The sequence below is a fragment of the Paenibacillus sp. 19GGS1-52 genome (genome assembly GCF_022369515.1).
In the GTDB taxonomy this organism is placed as follows: Bacteria; Bacillota; Bacilli; order Paenibacillales; family Paenibacillaceae; genus Paenibacillus_AQ.
In genome coordinates, this window is the sequence record NZ_CP059724.1 from 5,504,315 (window position 1) to 5,523,231 (window position 18,917).

Here is an 18,917-nt window from a genome sequence, read left to right on the forward strand (position 1 = left end):
AAAAATTCCACCATTTATGATGTTGCACCTTTATGATGTTCCGCCCCTTCTTATGAAGAAACATATACTCTTCATAAGAGGTCATCCCCCCTCTCACACTCTTGCTAGATCCATCCCACAAACAAAAAAGAATGCATCTATTTCTTCAAATTCTTTTAAAAGGTGAATTAATTCACATAAGAAGATTTACGTCAACATTCGTCAATTTCTGGCTTGATGTTATCAAACTTATCCAACTTTTCTCTGTATATAAAATCACATACCCTATAAGAAAGATCACTATTTGCTATTAACATTAAATACACATATTAATTATCGCTCAAATTCTTCCATCTCCTCCTTCTTATGAAATGAAGAGAGTTAGATTTTTTGTATATTGATAAGCGAGCAAGCCGGCTATACACAGTTTCTCTTACAAGGTATAGACGGCTTATTGGAATGGAATAAACTCTATTTAGAAACAGGTGTGGTCTTAGGCAGTCAATTGTTTGTATTTCTCAGTCAGCTCCTGAAACCACTGCTTATCCTGCAGAGCCAGTGCGAAATCAATCAGCTCCGCGATCTCACCAGGCTGTAATTCGGGTGAATCATGAAAGCTCACCTCAGCCGTGGCATTGGCTTCACCATTGGCACCATCTGCGAAATTAAATGAGAAGCTCAGCTTAATGTCGCTCTCTAGAAATTCGTTACGCAAGAAATACAACACTTCACACATCAGAACGGGTCTAATATGATTATCAGCGAAGACACATTCCATAACCTTTGCCCAATAATGCTGGTTGCTGAGGTGAAGCTTATCATTCGTCAAGAGATATTTCTCATCTTGAAAATCGTTAACAAATCTCAGCTCCATTGGCTCCATTTTAAAAATACCGGCAATTTGCTTTTTTGTAACATTCACGATGTCCTGCGTTTCTAATCTGATCATCTCTCATGCACCCCATCTCTCTTATTTGGACTTTCAGTAACTTCTCTGCAAATTCGCAATTTAATTATAATTTTAATTAATTTAACATTAATATCGTCACTTTGCAGCAGTTTGTTAATATAATTCATAAAAAATGTTTCAAATTATGTTGAAGTGGTTAATTTTCTATCATTTTTTCGAATTTTCAAACTAAATGTATAGTAATTCCTAAAGAAACGGCATTTCGTAGGTTATAAAAGAATAAAAAACGGAATGTTCCCCGCAGCCATTTCTGACGCTGGAACACTCCGTTTCTTGAATAATAAGGTCTGAGATTGAAGAATATATCCTGCAGTCCAATCTTAAGAGGGTAGCTCTTCGCAAAATAAAGGCACTAACTGTATTCCTTCTTCCGGGGAAATTCGTACCAGACCTTTGTCGGATAAGCGCAAAGTTGGAATAACCGCCAGTGCCAACAGGGACAGTGTCATAAATGCATAATTTAGAGTGCAGCCTGCATCGTAAAGCGCTTTGCTGATCGCAGCCGACTGAGCCGCTACAATTTCAAAGAGCTCCGCAGACATTAGACCCGCGATAACGAGTGGGAATAGGGTTACCCCGTTTGCTGTAATAACAGCAACACCACCTTGTGCATCTGCTACAGCGTTAGCAGCCTGGGCCATCAGCTCATCATCATTCCCGATGACAAGCACATTATGACTGTCATGGGCCACGGTCATGGCAATAGCCGCTGGCTCATGGAAACCAATCCCTTCAACCACACCCACCGATTTGTTGCCGATGCCTTTATGACGTTCCAATACAGCGATTTTGCATAGGCCATTTCCCGCGCCCACCTGCAGCATACTCTCGATCACCGGAAGGTTCACAATCAATTCGATGGTCTCCACATGATTCTCCAAGACTTTAATAACCCGAGTAGCTAGAGAACCGGATACAATAGGTGCATGTATTACAAAGTCTTCCGCGGTGGGACGTGTTGGCAAGTGAACAGAGGCCAACACTTCAGTTGGATATTGGAACGAAGGCAGAGCGACCGTCATTACGCCATTCTCAGCAACAACAACACCCGCCGCAATGGTGAGCACAACGTTGACATCTGCCAAGTTTCCGTCCAGCAAAATAATATCGGCATAGGAGCCGGGCGTAATCGAGCCGATATCCCTGCTTAAACCGAAACGTTCAGCCGTATTAATCGTCGCCATCTGAAAGGCGGTGACAGGCTTTACCCCTTGTGAAATGGCATGACGAACTACAAAATCCATATGCCCTTCGTCCCGCAGCGATTCCGAGCTGCGATCATCGGTGACCAGCATCATTCGCCGCGAATCAAGTCCATGCTCCGTATGAGCTGTAATCGTCTTCGCTACATCATGCCAGGCGGAGCCACGGCGCATTTTGGCATACATCCCCAGTCGGACACGCTCAATTACATCCTCCGCAGTAACACACTCATGGTCGCCGGTCACTCCTGCCGCTGCATATACCGGAAGTCTCCAGTCACTGGATGGCCAAGTAAAGTGACCATCTGCATATCTGCCTGCGCGCAGCGTAGCCTGAATTTCACCAAGCATTTTCTCGTCACCATAGACAACTCCGGGGAAGTTCATCACTTCGCCCAGACCAATCACATCTTCGCCCCAGGTATAGGCTTCCGCCACTTCTGCCGGTCCAATGGAGGCTCCAGTTGTTTCGAATTCCGCCCCTGCAGAAGGTACGCATGAGGCTACCTGCATATAGGCGGCCAACGGTGTGCCGCGCATCTCATCCAGCATTAGCTTAATACCCTTTAGCCCAAAGACGTTCGCAATCTCATGGGCATCGAAGAAGCCTCCAGTAGTACCAAGCGGCAGCACTGCGCGGGCAAATTCAGTTACAGTCAGCTGTGTGCTTTCAATATGACAATGTCCGTCTAACAACCCTGGGGCTATATATTTACCGCCCGCATCTATCACCTGTGTTCCTGCACCAATCATATGGGAGACATCTTTGCCAACATACGCGATTCGTCCACCCTGAATGCCGACAGACATTCCTGCAAGGATTTCACCTGAGCAGACATTGACCAGCTTTCCACCTGTTATAACCAACGTTGCCGGCTGATCGCCACGAGCTGTAGCTACAAGCTCGGGTACACAATCTGCCAAAGGTTTTCTTTTAAAAGTCATATCCATTCCTCCTCCGTTATTTCTCATTATATTGAGACCTATAATTTCTTATATTTCAAGAAGAAACGGCTTCAACATCCCTTGCGGGACGAAAGCCGTTTGTGTGCTAAAGTGAGACAGTTCCTTACTGCGGTACTGCCCGATTCATACTCTTCCATCGGCTAGTGTATTCCACCGATTATCTTATGTTTGCCTCATACACGTCAAGTGCTGCCTGAACGGCAAGGCCGTAGGGTAGCGAAACTCCGTGACGCAGCAGAGTGGCTTCGAGTGCACCCAGCACCCGCAGCACGTTGTTCTCACGGCAGCTGAAGCCCATTGTTCCAATGCGCCAGATTAAGCCTTTTAAGGGTCCAAAGGAACTGGCAATTTCTATCCCGAACCTATCCAACAGCATGGATCGCACCGACTCCCCGTCCACTCCCTCCGGGATGAGTATACAGGTGACAACCGTCAGCTTGCAGGAAGGGTCTCCATACAGTTCAAGCCCCATCGCCGTTAAGCCCGCTACCAGCGCCTTCTCATTTAGTACATGTCTGGCAAATCTCTCCTCAAGCCCTTCCTCAAGGGTCAGCCGCAGACCTTCCCGCAGCGCATAGAGCATAGAGGTCATCTCTGTATGATGATTCAATCGCAAAGGACTCCAGTAATCCTGTAACATACTTAAATCGAAATAATTGCTGCGTACAAAAGAAAGCTCTCCCGGCTGTACTTCGCTGGTTCTCAGGCCACGTTCCACCCGTTTGCGGGTTAATAGCTTAGCTTCAGCGCGCTCATTATACGTAATCGGTGCCATTCCCGAGGGGACGGACAAGCATTTTTGCGTACCCCCAATAACCGCGTCCAACATCCAGGCATCCGTCTCTACAGGAACACCGCCAATCGTGGCTACAGCATCCACAATGAACAAAGCGTCCAACTCACGGCAAGCCCGCCCGATCTCTGCCAGCGGCTGCACACGCCCTGTAGAAGTCTCACCATGGACCATCGTTACCACATTTGGCTTAAAGCTGTGCATGGCCGCTATAACCTCGTCCGGTTCAAACACACTCCCCCAAGTCTTCTCTATAACGAACACCTCTGCGCCGCAGCGCTCGGCAATCTCATGCAGCAGATGGCCAAACCGGCCAAAGATCGGGATCAGTACGCGATCTCCCGGTGCAATAAGGCTGACCATTACCGCTTCGATGCCGGAGCGCGAGGTCCCATCAACAGGATAAGCCCACTGGTTGCCTGTAGCGAACAATTCCCGCAGCATTTCCATCGTTTCGTTCATGATACTGGTAAACTCAGGATCAAATTGTCCTAATACTGGAAATGACATCGCCCGCAGTACTCGCGGATCAACCTCCACCGGTCCCGGGGTCATAATGCACCGCAGTGACGGCGACAAATCTTCGTACCGCTTCATGATATCTCTCCCTTTCAATTCTCCAAATAGGCCAAATCATATAAAAGTGCTGTCAGTACATTGAGCCCGGCAGCGAGCTGTTCCGGTGTTGAATACTCCTCTGGGGAATGGCTGATGCCAGCGCGGCTTGGCACAAATATCATCGCAGTGGGACATCGTGGTGCGAAGAGCTGGGCATCATGCCCCGCACCGCTTACCATATTGCGGTATGTCCTGCCCTGACTCTGGCAAATGTCCTCCAGTACTCCGCACAGCCCGAGATCCATAGGAGCCGGAACTGTATTTAGCCTTGTAGTAATATCTATATCCAAGCCACGTCTCGCAGCAATCCCGTTAAGGGTTGCTAGAATGTAGATGCAAAAGTTCTCCAGTTCAGTTGCTTCACTATGGCGTATATCCAATGTAAACAGAACCTCACCCGGTATGACATTTGGTGTATTAGGAAATACCTCCAACCTGCCCGTTGTAGCCACGAGAGGAGCACCTGCTTCTGCTGCGGAGCGTTCCAGCACAACCAGCATTTCCGCTACACCGGCAAGTGCATCCTGCCGCATCGTCATGGGTGTCGTACCCGCATGGTTGGCGGTACCGCCAACCTTGACTACATAACGTCTTTGTCCGACAATCGCCTGCACAACGCCGATCTCTGTGCCAGTCTTTTCAAGTAAAATCCCCTGTTCAATATGCAGCTCCACAAAAGCACCGATATCATCTCTGACACCTGAACTCCCGTCAGTATCCTCATCAGCCTTTATTACTGTGTCGCTTTCCAAGCCGCAATCTGCCATTGCAGTCTTCATCGTTATTCCATCAGCATCGGCGTTATCCTCTGCCTCACTTCCGTTATACATCCCATTAACATAACCAGAGCCCCAGTAAGTAAGTGGAAACCGGCTGCCCTCTTCTTCACAAAAGGAGACCACCTCCAGTGTTCGCAATGGCTGTCCAAAAGTTCGTCGCAGATAATGAAGCGCAGTCATAGCAGCAGCTATTCCATAACTCCCATCATAATCTCCGCCATTCACAACAGTATCGATATGAGAACCAGTTAAGATTACCTTTTCTTCTGGCTTACGTCCATTCAGCCGTCCATACACATTGCCAACCTTGTCAGCCCTAACCTCAAGACCGATCCGGGCCATTCTCTCCTGCAAAAAAGCTTGGGCCTGGCTCCACTCCGGTGTATACAGCAGTCTCGTAACCCCCGGCCCTGGAGCACTGAAGGCTGTCATTTCCTCAAGCAGCTTCAGCATTTCTAGGGTCGGTGCCTGAATTATAGGTGCGTTCATACGTTAAATAATCCCCCCCGTGCTTGCAGCCATTCCCCACTATCCGTCGACACCACTCCATCTTCAGCAGTATAGACAACTGTACCCCGGCAGATTGTAGCAGCTACCTTGCAGGAAAGGGTCATACCAATATAGGGACTATGCTTGTGGCGATACTTCAGGTCCTCTGCAGCAAGCGTATACGATTGTTGTGGATTCAGCAGAACCAAATCAGCATCAAGACTGAGGGCTATGGAGCCTTTGCGATCCTGTAATCCAAAGCGCTTAGCTGGCAACCCAGAGAGCAGCTGTGAAATCAACGTTATCGGTAACCCGCGTACGTTCACTCCTTCATGGAACATCAGCTCCAGACTGCTCTGCGCACCGGAGATGCCACCCCAGGCTTCAGAAAAAGAAAGCCCAGGCGCAACCTTAAGCTCTGTTGGGCAAGGGGAATGATCCGACGCGATGAGGTCAATTTTGCCTTGAGCCAATACCTCCCATAACTTCTCTTGCTCCTCCGTACTTCTCAGTGGCGGTGCGCATTTGGCTACGGGTCCGAGATCTTCCATATGTGTTTCATTCAAGATTAGATAATGGGGACATGTTTCTGCCGAAACATCCAGCCCGCGTTGCTTGGCATCATAAATCATTTCGATGGCTGCGGCTGTACTAATATGAACAAAATGCAGACGGCACCCTGTTCGTTCACTATAGAATAGCGCTCTGGCCACGGCTTCCCATTCTGCTTCAGGCGGACGAGAAGCCACGAAATCGCGCGCGCTGTTCAAGCCATTACGCAGCGCATCTGCCGACAACGCAGCAGTGATATCCTCACTTTCCGCATGCAGGGCCAGAATTCCACCAAGCGAGGCGATTTTCTTCATCCCTTGATATAGGGTATCATCATCTACCTCACGGAACCGCCCCTCACCCTCGCCCCCAGGATTGGACAAAAAAGCCTTAAACCCCGTAACTCCAGCCGCTGACAACTCCTCTAGATCTTCCAGATTGCCGGGAACAAGACCGCCCCACAATACGTAGTCTACTGCGGAGTTCCCGGCTGCGGCTTCTGCTTTGAGGACAAGTGCCGCCTTGTTCACCGTGGGTGGATTCCCATTTAAGGGCATATCCGCATAAGTCGTACATCCGCCAGCCGCCAGTGCCGCCGAACCGCTGCTAAAGCCTTCCCAATGTCCAAAATTCGGTTCATTAAAATGAACATGCATATCTATCATACCTGGCAGCACATATAATCCTGTTGCGTCGATGACCTTGGTATCCGGAGAAATATGAAGCTGTTCGCCTAATGCGACGATCTTCCCAGCAATCACTCCAACATCCAAACCCAGCACTTCATCAGGCAGCACTACATTCCCATTCTTGATTACAAGCTCATACATATCCTTCATGAAGCGGTCATCTCCTTCTTCTAGTATCCTCTAGCTGCCCCGATACGTACTGTACCCTCCGGGAGCAACAAGAAGAGGCACATGGTAATGGTCCATAACGTTAGTTATATTAAAACGAATAGGTATTTGTTCGAGAAAAAAAGGAGCCACAACCTCCATCTCATCTTTAGCACTCGTTGAGTCCGTACCCAGCCTAGACTGGGTGTTGCGAAAATAATCACCAGCCATAAACAACAGCTCGTAGCTTCCAGTTTCCATCTCGGTGCCTTCCAGTAGTGGCTTATCAAGTCTGCCATCAGCATTGGTTACAACCTCAAGCAGTAGCCTTCTTTGACTACTCTCAAGCCACCAAAGCTGAAGTACCAAACCTGCTGCTGGAAGCCCCTGAGACAGATCAAGCACATGTGTAGTCAGCCGTCCGCTCATGATAGGGTTCCTCCATCCATTAGCAGATCCTGCAGGCGGAACTTGGTTATTGCGCCAATTTCATATAGCGCCTGCTCCCATTCCTCCTGTAGCGAACGGTTTACTCTCTCTGATATGGCATTCATAATATCCTCTTTGATTTTACCTCTTACAGCTAAAATGAAAGGAAAATGGAATGTATCTGTGTACTTTTTATTCAAATCATTCAATAACGTGAATTCTTCAGGGGATAGCTGATCTAGACCGGCTCCCTGTTGCTCCGCCGCAGACAACGGGCTAACCTGCAGTTTCGTAGCTAGATCCGGGTGGGCTCTCAGCAGGGCTTCGACTTGGCTCCGTTCAGCTGTCCTTGCTATTTCCAACATAGTGTCATGCAATTGGCCCACTGATCGAAAGGGGCTATGCTGGAAAGCTCCTTCTGCTACCCAGGGCGAATGCTCAAAAATCCCCCCAAGACTTTCCACAAATTCCGTCCTGCTCATGTTATTAATCCTATCCAATGTTACGGAAGATGCAGACATCCCCATATTAAGCCACCTCCGTCACTCATATTATTGAAAATATGCAATTATATTCCTGATTAGATGAAGAAAAATCCAGTTTCTTGTATTCACAACATCTATCAGTATCGCTGCCCAAATCCCGTTAGCCTGCCCTGCTTTTAGATGTACGAAATGCAATTACTGGATTGATAAGTTTAAAACCGTTGTTCGCGAATATAAGGTACTCCCAACGCTTCCGGTGTTCCGGAAGGTTTATTGCGGTTGCGATAACCCAGGTACATTAATACCAATATGGTTACAATGTACGGAATCATTTTGAGGAAATAAGACGGAACCACACTTCCTAACAGTTGGATACGGAAGCCCAGCGAGTCCAATGCACCGAAGAAATAAGCGCAGAATAACGCACGCAGCGGATTCCATCTAGCGAAAATAACCAACCCAACCGCGATCCAGCCACGACCCGCAGTAAGCCCTTCATTCCAGGTTGGTGCGTAAGCCAGCACCATATCGGCACCAGCAAGACCAATTAAAGCCGCACCGGCTATAACATAACTGTAACGGATCAGTTGGACGCGAATTCCCATAACATCTGCCGTAGCGGGGCTATCCCCAACCGCCCGCAAATGCAGGCCCCATGACGTACGGTGAATTAGCAGATGCAGTACTAATACTAACAAGAGGCTGAACCATGTCAAGTAATCCATGTTGCTGAATATTTTTCCGATTACAGGAATCGGCTCCAACCAGCTCAGGTGCAGCTTAGGCGATGTTCCCGGCAGTGGAATACCGCTGATTGGCTTACCCAGATAGGCGCTCAGCCCGCTGCCAAACAAAGTCATGGCAAGTCCTGACATCGTCTGGTTCGCCCTTAGCGTGACACATAAGAATGAATGCAGCAGACCCAGCACAGCGGTCACCGCCACCGTAGCCAGCAATGCGACAATCAGACTACCGGAGCGGATATAGACGATACAAGTGATCACCGCCCCCATCAGCATGAGCCCTTCGGCACCCAACTGGATAATTCCAGCACGTTCGTTCAGAATTCCGCCCAGTGTCGCCAATAACAGCGGCGTTCCTGCGGAAATTGCAGCTATTAATAACTGTGTAGTAAAATCCATGGGTTAAACTCCTTCCTATTGTTTCAAACTATGCGTTCCGGCGTATGCGGAAACGATGAATCATATCGCCGGCAATCAGGAAAAACAGGATGGAGCCCTGCAGCATTTCCGAAATAGACGAAGGCAATCCTATGGTCTGAACACTAAAGCCGCCGACGATCAGGCCACCGAACAGGATAGATGTAACTATTAGGCCAACGGGATTCAGCTTGGCGAGCCATGCGACTATAATAGCCGTGTATCCATAACCTGGAGAGATGCCCTGCATTAGCTTATGGGTAACACCAGATACCTCAGCCATTCCGGCTATACCTGCCAGTCCACCGCTGATTAGCATTACGATAATAATATGTCGTTTGATATGAATGCCTGCATAACGAGCAGCCGTGGGATTGGCTCCAATCAATTTAAGCTCGTAGCCCCACTTGGTAAATTTGATCATCAAATAATAAATAATTACAGCAACAAGACCAAACAACAGCCCTATATGCAGTCTCGACGTTCCGAGAACAGGTAACGACTGGGCATCCGTGAACATGGGGGACCCGGGGAAATTAAAGCCCTTTGGATCTTTCCAGGGGCCAAACACCACATAATCAAGTGCCAGCAAAGCCACATAATTCAGCATCAACGAAGTAATCAGCTCATTGACCCCAAAATGCGTCCGTGGAACCGCAGTCAGTAGACCCCAAAACGCTCCAGCGGCAAAACCGAACACCAGCATCAGCGTGATTGCCCAGAACGAAGGCAAATCCGGAAAATAAATCGTTACTGCCGTCGCAGCCATCGCACCCACTGTAAGCTGACCTTCGGCTCCAATGTTCCAGACCGATATACGGTAGGCTACAGCAATTCCAAGACCGCACAAGAGCAATGGGATCGCTTTAACCATTGTTTCAGTGAATCCATAGGCAGTCCCGAAAGCGCCATGGAACATTTTTTGATATACCGTAACCGGACTCATGCCATTTGCAGCAATAAAGATGGCACACAGCAGCAATGCCAGAATGACAGAGAGAATCGGTGTCCACCATGGGGAGCGAATCCGGCTTGAATCATATTCCAAGCGAAAAGACATCCGTTTTGCGGGTTTTGCGGGAGTAGGCTCGAGTACTGCAGTATTACTTACATCTTTTGGACTCATACTGCGCTCCCCTCTCTGCCCCTAATACCAGCCATTAATAAACCAATGGTCTGTCTATCTGCGTCTTCATGAGTTTCTTCACCAATAATCGAGCCGTTATAAATGACCAGTATCCGGTCAGAAAGCTGAAGCAATTCATCCAGATCCTCTGAGATCAGCAGCACACCGCTGCCCGAGCTGCGCAGCTCCATCAACAGATCATGAACACCTGCAGTTGCGCCTACGTCCAGTCCTTGAGTCGGGTGAACAGCGACCATCAACTTGGGGCGATGACTGATTTCACGAGCGAACAGCAGCTTCTGCTGGTTACCGCCTGACATCTGTTGCACCGGTGTATCCAGCTCGGCTGTTTTGACGTTGAAGCGTTCAACCAGTTCTTGTGACCATATCCGGTTCTTTGCTGCCTTCAGGAACCCGAACCTGGAATGCTCTTCACTGCGGTAGGACTTGAACAACAGGTTATCTACAGAGCCTAGTCGTCCGGCTAAACCACTCTTCATCCGGTTCTCTGGCACATGGGAAATACCGGAATCAATTGCACCCCGTACCGAGGCTGATTTTACTGTATTGCCATCAAACGTAATTTCTCCGTTCTTCCATGTCCTAAGCCCCGTCAACACTTCTGCCAGCTCCTTCTGCCCATTGCCAGCTACACCGGCTACACCTACTATTTCTCCATTGCGTACACTCAGAGACAATCCATCCAGAGCCTTGCGGCCATGATCGGCGAATACATCAAGGTCCTTCACAACAAGCAGTGTTTCACCTTCCGTAATCTCCCGCTCCTGCCGGGTGATCGTCACTTCTCTACCTACCATCAGGCGGGCCAGCTCCAGCTCATCCGTGTCTGCCGTTGTTAGTGTAGCGATCATTTTCCCTTTGCGCATGACGGAAATACGGTCTGAAGAGGCCATAACCTCTTTCATTTTATGGGTGGTCATGATCACTGTCTTTCCTTCACGCTTCATGACCTGCAGTGTCTCGAATAGTTGTTCCGCCTCGCCTGGAGTTAGAACAGAAGTCGGCTCATCCAAAATAATAATATCAGCGCCGCGGTACAGCGTCTTCACAATTTCAACACGCTGCTGTTCTCCTACAGATAACTGCCAGATAGGGCGATCTACCGGGAATTTCAGTCCAAAACGCTCTGCCAGCGCCTCAATCTCTTTATGTTTGTTCTTGATCCATTTGCTTCCGCGCCAGAAAGACGACTTTTCGCCAAGCACGATATTTTCCGCTGCCGTGAGACTTTGCACCAGTCTGAAGTTCTGAAACACCATGCCGACGCCGAGCTGTGCCGCATCCTTGGGGGAACGAATTTTGGCAATTTTACCGTGAATGAGGATTTCTCCTTCATCTGCTCTATATACGCCAGACAGCATGCTCATGACCGTGCTCTTACCTGCACCATTCTCACCAAGCAGCGCGTGAATCTCACCCGCATTTGCCGAAAAGTCGACTTGATCGCTTGCCGTCACTGAACCGAATTTCTTCACAATCCCTTGCAGTTCAACCGAATGTTCCTGCATCAATGAACGCCTCCTTTCCCACTCTCGTTGTAGTACGGGTGGGGAAGGTCCCTGACTATAAGGAACCCGCCCCACCCATAGGTGTGCATAAATATATTATTTGAGACTATTATTGAGGGATGGTTCCTTCTACACCTTTGACAAGCCAGTTCATAGCAAGCACTTCTTCAAGTGTCAGCTTTTGGCCTTCTTGGACCTTAACATTGCCTGCATTGTCGGAGATTGGACCTGTGAAGACATCGAGATCACCACTGATGATTTTGGCCTTGGCCTCCTCTACCAGCTTCTTCACGTCATCCGGAACCTTATTGCCAAAAGGAGCAATATCGATCATACCGTCCGTCATATCGCCGGAGTACTGTTCGCTCTTCCAAGTACCATCCATTACGGATTGTACAGCTTTCACATAATAAGGGCCCCAATTCCATACTGGGTTAGTCAAATAATTGTCTGGAGCGTATTTGCTCATGTCAGAGTCATTCCCCCCGGCAAAAGCACCACGTTCCGCAGCTGCCTGCAGCGTAGCCGGTGAATCCTGATAAGCCAGAAGCACGTCTGCACCTTTGTCCAGCAAGCTGATTGCTGCCTGACGCTCTGTCGTTGGATCATACCAGGTATTTGTCCATACTACGCTTACTTTAACATCAGGGTTAACACTTTGTGCCCCAAGGGTAAAGGCATTAAGGTTATAAATAACCTCGCTGATTGGAAAAGCCCCTACATAACCCAATTGGTTGTTCTTGGTCATTTTTGCTGCTGCAATACCCGTCAGATAGCTGCCTTCATAGTTCTTACCGAAATAAGTACCCATGTTCTCAGATGTCTTGTAACCGGAAGCATGCATGAATTTTACATTAGGAAACTTCTTGGCCACATTAAGGGTAAAGTCCATATATCCAAAGCTTGTTGTGAATACGATATCATGGGATTGTGCAAGCTCCGTGATAATGCGTTCAGCATCGGCACTTTCTGGAACATTCTCTACGAAGTCTGCTTTAATGCCAAGCTCCTTCTCCATATACAGTCGGCCTTGATCATGCTGATACGTATAACCGCCGTCACCTGGAGGACCGATATAGACAAAAGCAACTGTTGGCTTCTTAGCCGCCGGCTCGGTTGTTGCTGCCGGTGCCTCTGTTGCTGCATTTGCTGCAGGCGCTTCGGTCGCATTAGCATTAGACGCAGCGTTATTATTGCCGCCACAACCTGCCAGAACCACCGCCAATAGGAATATTAATACGAAACTGAAAGAAAATACCCGACCCCTTTGTATCATAATTCTCCTCCTCCAATGCAATCTCTCATAATGGCTACAGCCAATAATGTATCTCTACTATACTTACGCATAGTCGCTACGTAAATTTATATAACATACGTTTGTATCATACTATAAAAAAAATCACTTTTCTTGTGCTTTATGCACGAAAGGCGGCGAAAAACTACTTAAAATATGTGATATTTTATAACATTAATCTGGAAATCGAGCTAATCTACCCTCTTTCCAGTTCCTCAGATTCCATTCTTCACAAGTTTCATCGAATTCCCGTTGCATGTCAGCATCCATAAAAGAGTGATTAGAATTTGTCTCCAGAGTAATCCCCTTATAATCAGGCGAATGCAGAATTCCAACTGCTCCATTGTCCCCATCCAGACCCTGAAGCACAGGAAACAGGGCACTGGAGAACAATGTAGGAGGCATACCCGAACCTTGATTAGGGCTAGCTACAAAATCCAGCTCTGGTGATTGTTCAAAGGTTTCTATTAATCGATTCACCAAAGTCGTAGTAATAAAAGGTTGATCCGCTAACGCTACAATAACTGCATCTGGCTGCATAGGCAGCACAGCATTAAGTCCACAGCGCAGCGAGAAAGACAACCCCAAGTGAGCAGTCAGACAAGTTTCAGTACGTCTAGCCCCCATTTTGCCCACAGTGGGGGGCAGCCATGTTAGTGTATCATCGGCCCGTACTACAACAATTAGCGGCTCCAAGTTACATCGGTCCAGTTCACTAAGGATGACGCTCCTGAGAGAAGCCTCCTGCGACAGCTGGAGTAAGATCTTTGACTCTCTCATCCGCCTGTTCTGCCCCGCCGCCAGATATATTCCTGCTATTTTCATGTTTCCCCCTCCTTTATAGAAGTTTACGTGACCTGCCCATCTAACCCGTATCATTCCAGCGATTTTTTCAGTCCCGTCCCAGCATTCTGCGGAACATAAACACTAACTTCAATCTCATTAGATCACTTATTTTTTTGAAATCGACATCCAGCAATTCACTAAGCTTCTCAATCCGGTAGGTAGCCGTATTGCGATGGATAAACAGTTTTTTGGCAGTCTCATTCACATGACCATCATTCTCCAGATAGACCTCCAGCGTGTGCAGCATTTCCTTTACATATTCCGGCTCCCGGCTAAGCAAACCTCGCAGGCTTCCATTGATGTATTTCTCCATAATTTCTGCAGGTAGCTGACTCAGCAGCAGTTCAAGTTCAAGCTGCCGATAATGCACAACGTTCCCGTGTCCACCCCACTTTTGGACCATTCCCATACATTCTTTGACCTCTGCAAAAGCTTCTTTAAGTCCTTCGGGCTTCGTCTTGCAGCTACTGACCGCCGCTCGCGGAACATAGCCATTGTCAAACTTCAGGTTATGAAGACATGTATTGATCAGGTCACGAAATTGCTCTGGACTGTGTCGGTCTCCTGGGTAAAGTGAAAGAAGTCCTTCATCGACAATAACATGTATCGCCTTCATCGTAAGCAGCACAGGGTGTTCGATATACTCTTCCTTTAATCTAAGCAATTCGCTTTGTCGCGCTTCTCCGGTTGCAATCGTATCAGACAGCACAAGCTGAAAAGGTGACGATAGCAACTCAACCTCCAGTTTGACTGCAGCCTCTGCCAATTCCCCGCAGGACATCCCTCCGTTCAGACAACGCCGCAGCAAGCCACTGAATTCCCGATGCTCTGCCTGCTCAAAATAATCCTCATAACCAGATTGGATATGAAATGATATAAGCTCAGCCCCCTGAACGAACAAGCTTTCTTCTACAGGAAGCAGCAAAGGATCAATAGAACAATAGATAAGATAACCGGAGCATTCATCCCCTTGTAGAAGCGGTATACGAAAGCCCGGCTTATCGCCCATACGAAAGCGTTGATTCCTCTTCTGCCAAGGCCAGCCTTCCAGCAGCTGTGGCTCCGTATATTCAGAATTATTATAGACAACGCCACCCCGGGCGCTGATTATGGCAAGCGGATGCTCGATCACCTCAGACACGGATTCAAACAACGGACGATTACGACCAGAACGTAAGGCAAACCGCATCAGCTTTCTCTGTTTCTCCATGATGCTCTGCAGAACATTGGTGCTGCGCGCATGCTCGGCGCGAAACAGCCCATTCATCTGATCGGAAAAGGTAAACTGGAATGGCAGCTCGATCAAAGGAAAATTCAGCATTTCCGCCTCGGCAATCAGCTTCTCCGGCACAGCATTCCAAAAGCGTCCCAGCTTGATGCCCAGTCCCGCGGACCCTCTTCGGTTCAATGTCTGCAGCAGAGCAGAAGCATCTTCCAAATTATCTTTAATCAAATACGCTGTCGTAAGCAGCATTTCTCCTTCCTTGATCCAATCTGAAATGTCGGGAGCATCCATCACATTAATTGACTTGATAATCCGGTGCTTTCCTTTGGATCCGGCAATAAGTTTCGCTTCGGATAAAGGATAAATGGACAACGCTTCTTCAACCGTAAGATGCATGCCACCCCTCCTTATATAAAATCATTTTCAATTATACGTTCCACAATGTTACTTTATGTAACATTATAGAGAAAATGAATCCTATTGAAAAGAGAAAGTTAAAATTATCACTAAATTATGTTAGATAATATTACGTAAGACACACAATATTAGAAAATTCCCTTTGGCAAAACAACCCTTCTTGCGATTCTAAAGCTCTTCTGTTCTGCTGCTGGCTGAATACTTTTTTTATTTTTTCGCAAAAAAACTTCCGAGCTCCACTAAAATAGCGGTGCAGGAAGTTCTATAGAAGGCATTCTTTTAGGTCATTGCCATATATTCTTAACCCAGGACAGCAGGCGTTGATCCTGACCATGTCCTCCAATCACAGAAAGTCCCAGCGGCAGACCACTGTCCGAGATCACTGGCAGCGTGATCTGTGGGAGACCCGCCAACCCAGCGATACAGCTCAGCATCATCGCTCCGCTGCGGTTCTGCTCCAGTTGCTGCAAATCTCCACCGAGCAACGGCGCGGGCCCGGGTACTGTCGGAATCACGAGACATTTCTCCTCCCCGAGCAGAAGCCTCAGCCTGGCTGATATAGTCTGGCGCATCGTCTGTGCCAGACTATGATCCTTACCCGACAGACTGGCTGCCCAAGCGAAGCGAGCAGCAATATCCGGCCCGAAGGTGGGCTTCACCTTCTCAATCCAGGCGCCATGAGTCGCCCATATTTCATCGCCTTGCAGCTCTCGGAAGACATCCATCCAGCCTTTAAGTCCCTCCGGTGCGATTACCGTTTCGCTTGTGCTATCTGCTCCAGCCTGCAGTTGTCGCAGACCTGCACTTAAGCTTGCCGCACTCTCCTGTCCAGCAAGTGCCCAGCAGTCCGTAGCAACAAAAACCCTTGCCATTGTACTCTTCCTTATTTCTTCTGAGCCCAGCAACGCTGTTCCTACCTTCTGCAGCATGTTAACACTATCTGCTATCCAACCTACCGTATCAAAGCCCGGAGCGAGCGGAATTACTCCTTCCATCGATACCGCTCCAAGTGTTGGACGGAAGCCGTATACCCCGCAATAGGCAGAAGGTACACGAGTGGAACCCCCGGTATCTGTACCAAGGGCGAAATCCACGCTTCCAGCCGCTACGGCTACTGCCGAGCCACTGGAGGAGCCACCGGGGATGCGGTCCGATGCACGGGGATTTACCGGCGTGCCGTAATGATAGTTCTCGCCTCCGAGACTGTACATCAGTTCATCTGTATGTGTTGCGCCCTTCAAAGACGCCCCTGACAGCAGAAGCTTCCGCACCGCAGCCGCATGCCCTGATGACGGCCCATGACTGCGCAGCCAGTCTGGATTACCGGCAGAAGAGCTGTGGCCAGCAACTGCGAATACATCCTTTACCGCGAAGATCAGTCCGTCCAGCGTCCCGTGTCCAAGGTTCGGAACCGCAAGCTCTGGCGTTATATAAGCACCATACCGATTGTTCATAAGCGTCGCTTCCCCTCCTTATCTCCCGTAAGCCCGGGGACCCTTCCTTTTGTATCTATCCTTCACATTTACCATCCAATTGCCGCCCCGTCACAACGCGGGTCAGTTCCGCCGCTGCGGTAGCCGTTGCTATCAATGGAGATGATATGGGCGTGGCCGACTATCCCATCATATCCGTCCACCTCACGCACCAGATGTCCAGCTTCCTTAAGCTCTGACAACACTTCGTCAGCCACCCTGTTCTCTACCTTCAGCTCTTGCGTAGGCTCGCCCCAAGTTCTACCCCACACAAATCGTGGTTCATCTACAGCCGCTTGCGGATTCATGCCATAATGCAGCATCCGTGTAAGCAGCAGCGTCTGAGTCTGTGGCTGTCCTTCGCCACCTTGAGTGCCGTATAGAATAGCAGGTTTGCCATCCCGGCATGCCATGGCAGGCATCAGTGTGTGAAAGCTGCGCTTATGCGGCTCCAGCGTATTGATAGACCCAGGATCAAGTGAGAAGAATGACCCTCTATTCTGCAACAGAATTCCCGTATCTCCGGCCACGACTCCTGATCCAAATTCAAAATACAGGCTCTGGATAAAGGAGACCGAATTTCCCTCCTCATCCACTACTGCCGCATAAGCCGTATCCCGGCCAATCGGCTCGCTGCTAAGGTCCGCCGCCTTTTGCAGGGAAATTGTAGCGGCCAACTCGGCTGCATAGCCCTTATCCAGCAAATGATCCAGTGGAATGTGGCTGAACTCCGGATCGGTAAGCACCTTATCTCGATCGCGGAAGCTCAGCTTCAGCGCCTCAATCAGCAGATGATAGTATTCATAGGAACCGTGCTCAATTGCACCAAGATTGAAATTTTCCAGTATATTCAGACTCATCAACCCGGCAAACCCCTGCGAATTAGGGGGGACTTGATAAACCGTATGGCCATGATACTCCGTTGAGATCGGCTCAACCCAGTTGCCCTGATGATCAGCAAAATCATCCCGAGTAAGGAGCCCGCCGGCAGCCAGCATAAAATCACAAATATCCTCCGCGATCTTGCCTTTATAAAAAACATCCCGGCCACCGGCGGCCAAACTTCGCAGCGTCGCCGCCAACTGCCTCTGGACAAAGCGGTCGCCCGACGCTGGAACCACTCCGCCCGGAATATAGATTGCAGACGCTTCCGCTGACAGTGCAGCACCAGCGAGAAGGGTATTGTTTCGTTGGTCCGGTGACAACGGAAATCCATCAGTCGCGTAGCTGATCGCCGGCTCCAGCACCTCTGCCAAGCTGAGTCGACCATATTGTCGCAGCATGGCCTCCCAGCTGTCCACCATCCCAGGAACCGTAATTGCGCTGCTGATTCCCCTTCTTGGGATTGAGGATTGACCGGCATAGCGGCCCCTGTTGACTCCATAGCCTGAGCGTCCACTACCATTGTAAGCCCTGACACGCCCTTCAGCGGCGCTATAGGTTAACCAGAAAGAATCGCCTCCAAGCCCCGTCATATGCGGATACACAACAGCCAGCGTGGCACTGACGGCTACCGCTGCATCAAAGGCATTTCCCCCTAGCTGCAAAATACGTGCACCTGCTGCAGAAGCTAAATAATGGGGGCTGACTACCATCGTCTTCGTGCCTATTACAGGTCTCTTCGTCATTCTTCCCATCCCCCTATGAACGTGTCGCCTAGTTAGTGCTATTTAACATTACATGAAATTCATCTGTCAATCGGTTAAGAGAGAACGTAAATTCCAGCAGCGCTTTTTGTGATCCATGCACA

General features: G+C 48.8%; 15 protein-coding genes. All 15 read right to left on the bottom strand.

Annotated features, from left to right (window positions below; genetic code table 11):
• Window positions 1-472: 472 nt before the first annotated feature.
• Window positions 473-928 (bottom strand): IDEAL domain-containing protein, encoded by a 456-nt coding sequence (locus H1230_RS25450; RefSeq protein ID WP_239712620.1) that lies wholly within the window; start codon window positions 926-928, stop codon window positions 473-475.
• Window positions 929-1,269: 341 nt separating this feature from the next.
• Window positions 1,270-3,096: an adenine deaminase gene (locus H1230_RS25455; RefSeq protein WP_481857095.1), complete on the bottom strand. Its 1,827-nt coding sequence runs from the start codon at window positions 3,094-3,096 to the stop codon at window positions 1,270-1,272.
• Window positions 3,097-3,274: 178 nt separating this feature from the next.
• Window positions 3,275-4,507: a pyridoxal-phosphate-dependent aminotransferase family protein gene (locus H1230_RS25460; RefSeq protein WP_239712622.1), complete on the bottom strand. Its 1,233-nt coding sequence runs from the start codon at window positions 4,505-4,507 to the stop codon at window positions 3,275-3,277.
• 14 nt (window positions 4,508-4,521) lie between these two features.
• Entirely contained in the window at window positions 4,522-5,796 is a 1,275-nt protein-coding gene (locus H1230_RS25465) for a Zn-dependent hydrolase (protein WP_239712623.1), read from the bottom strand.
• Window positions 5,793-7,187 carry an allantoinase AllB gene (gene allB / locus H1230_RS25470; protein ID WP_239712624.1) on the bottom strand — a complete coding sequence of 465 codons (1,395 nt, stop codon included), beginning with the start codon at window positions 7,185-7,187 and terminating at the stop codon, window positions 5,793-5,795. The genes H1230_RS25465 and allB overlap by 4 nt, the downstream gene beginning before the upstream one ends.
• Before the next feature lie 30 nt (window positions 7,188-7,217).
• Window positions 7,218-7,613 carry a hydroxyisourate hydrolase gene (gene uraH, locus H1230_RS25475; protein WP_239712625.1) on the bottom strand — a complete coding sequence of 132 codons (396 nt, stop codon included), beginning with the start codon at window positions 7,611-7,613 and terminating at the stop codon, window positions 7,218-7,220.
• Window positions 7,610-8,095, bottom strand: a complete 486-nt coding sequence (gene uraD / locus H1230_RS25480) for a 2-oxo-4-hydroxy-4-carboxy-5-ureidoimidazoline decarboxylase (RefSeq protein ID WP_239712626.1) — start codon at window positions 8,093-8,095, stop codon at window positions 7,610-7,612. The genes uraH and uraD overlap by 4 nt, the downstream gene beginning before the upstream one ends.
• Window positions 8,096-8,310: 215 nt before the next feature.
• Window positions 8,311-9,240 carry an ABC transporter permease gene (locus tag H1230_RS25485; protein ID WP_239712627.1) on the bottom strand — a complete coding sequence of 310 codons (930 nt, stop codon included), beginning with the start codon at window positions 9,238-9,240 and terminating at the stop codon, window positions 8,311-8,313.
• Window positions 9,241-9,268: 28 nt separating this feature from the next.
• Complete coding sequence (locus H1230_RS25490) at window positions 9,269-10,384, bottom strand: ABC transporter permease (protein ID WP_239712628.1); 1,116 nt, start codon at window positions 10,382-10,384, stop codon at window positions 9,269-9,271.
• On the bottom strand, window positions 10,381-11,913 hold the full coding sequence (locus tag H1230_RS25495) for an ABC transporter ATP-binding protein (protein ID WP_239712629.1): 1,533 nt from the start codon (window positions 11,911-11,913) through the stop codon (window positions 10,381-10,383). The genes H1230_RS25490 and H1230_RS25495 overlap by 4 nt, the downstream gene beginning before the upstream one ends.
• Window positions 11,914-12,022: 109 nt before the next feature.
• A complete protein-coding gene (locus H1230_RS25500) occupies window positions 12,023-13,189 on the bottom strand; it encodes a BMP family ABC transporter substrate-binding protein (protein ID WP_239712630.1) in 1,167 nt (388 codons plus the stop codon).
• 192 nt (window positions 13,190-13,381) lie between these two features.
• Window positions 13,382-14,032 carry an NTP transferase domain-containing protein gene (locus H1230_RS25505; RefSeq protein WP_239712631.1) on the bottom strand — a complete coding sequence of 217 codons (651 nt, stop codon included), beginning with the start codon at window positions 14,030-14,032 and terminating at the stop codon, window positions 13,382-13,384.
• Window positions 14,033-14,099: 67 nt separating this feature from the next.
• Window positions 14,100-15,674, bottom strand: coding sequence for a PucR family transcriptional regulator (locus tag H1230_RS25510; RefSeq protein ID WP_239712632.1), 1,575 nt, complete (start codon window positions 15,672-15,674; stop codon window positions 14,100-14,102).
• Window positions 15,675-15,979: 305 nt separating this feature from the next.
• Complete coding sequence (locus H1230_RS25515) at window positions 15,980-17,149, bottom strand: amidase (protein WP_239712633.1); 1,170 nt, start codon at window positions 17,147-17,149, stop codon at window positions 15,980-15,982.
• Window positions 17,150-17,217: 68 nt separating this feature from the next.
• A complete protein-coding gene (ggt, locus tag H1230_RS25520; RefSeq protein ID WP_239712634.1) occupies window positions 17,218-18,795 on the bottom strand; it encodes a gamma-glutamyltransferase in 1,578 nt (525 codons plus the stop codon).
• Window positions 18,796-18,917 lie beyond the last annotated feature (122 nt).

Bases quoted from the DNA above. Each gene is read 5' to 3' on its own strand.
- H1230_RS25450 (WP_239712620.1), bottom strand. From the start codon at position 928: ATGATCAGATTAGAAACGCAGGACATCGTGAATGTTACAAAAAAGCAA.
- ggt (WP_239712634.1), bottom strand. From the start codon at position 18,795: ATGACGAAGAGACCTGTAATAGGCACGAAGACGATGGTAGTCAGCCCC.
- H1230_RS25490 (WP_239712628.1), bottom strand. From the start codon at position 10,384: ATGAGTCCAAAAGATGTAAGTAATACTGCAGTACTCGAGCCTACTCCC.
- uraD (WP_239712626.1), bottom strand. From the start codon at position 8,095: ATGAGCAGGACGGAATTTGTGGAAAGTCTTGGGGGGATTTTTGAGCAT.
- H1230_RS25495 (WP_239712629.1), bottom strand. From the start codon at position 11,913: ATGCAGGAACATTCGGTTGAACTGCAAGGGATTGTGAAGAAATTCGGT.
- H1230_RS25510 (WP_239712632.1), bottom strand. From the start codon at position 15,674: ATGCATCTTACGGTTGAAGAAGCGTTGTCCATTTATCCTTTATCCGAA.
- H1230_RS25460 (WP_239712622.1), bottom strand. From the start codon at position 4,507: ATGAAGCGGTACGAAGATTTGTCGCCGTCACTGCGGTGCATTATGACC.
- uraH (WP_239712625.1), bottom strand. From the start codon at position 7,613: ATGAGCGGACGGCTGACTACACATGTGCTTGATCTGTCTCAGGGGCTT.
- H1230_RS25500 (WP_239712630.1), bottom strand. From the start codon at position 13,189: ATGATACAAAGGGGTCGGGTATTTTCTTTCAGTTTCGTATTAATATTC.
- H1230_RS25485 (WP_239712627.1), bottom strand. From the start codon at position 9,240: ATGGATTTTACTACACAGTTATTAATAGCTGCAATTTCCGCAGGAACG.
- H1230_RS25465 (WP_239712623.1), bottom strand. From the start codon at position 5,796: ATGAACGCACCTATAATTCAGGCACCGACCCTAGAAATGCTGAAGCTG.
- H1230_RS25515 (WP_239712633.1), bottom strand. From the start codon at position 17,149: ATGAACAATCGGTATGGTGCTTATATAACGCCAGAGCTTGCGGTTCCG.
- H1230_RS25505 (WP_239712631.1), bottom strand. From the start codon at position 14,032: ATGAAAATAGCAGGAATATATCTGGCGGCGGGGCAGAACAGGCGGATG.
- H1230_RS25455 (WP_481857095.1), bottom strand. From the start codon at position 3,096: ATGACTTTTAAAAGAAAACCTTTGGCAGATTGTGTACCCGAGCTTGTA.
- allB (WP_239712624.1), bottom strand. From the start codon at position 7,187: ATGAAGGATATGTATGAGCTTGTAATCAAGAATGGGAATGTAGTGCTG.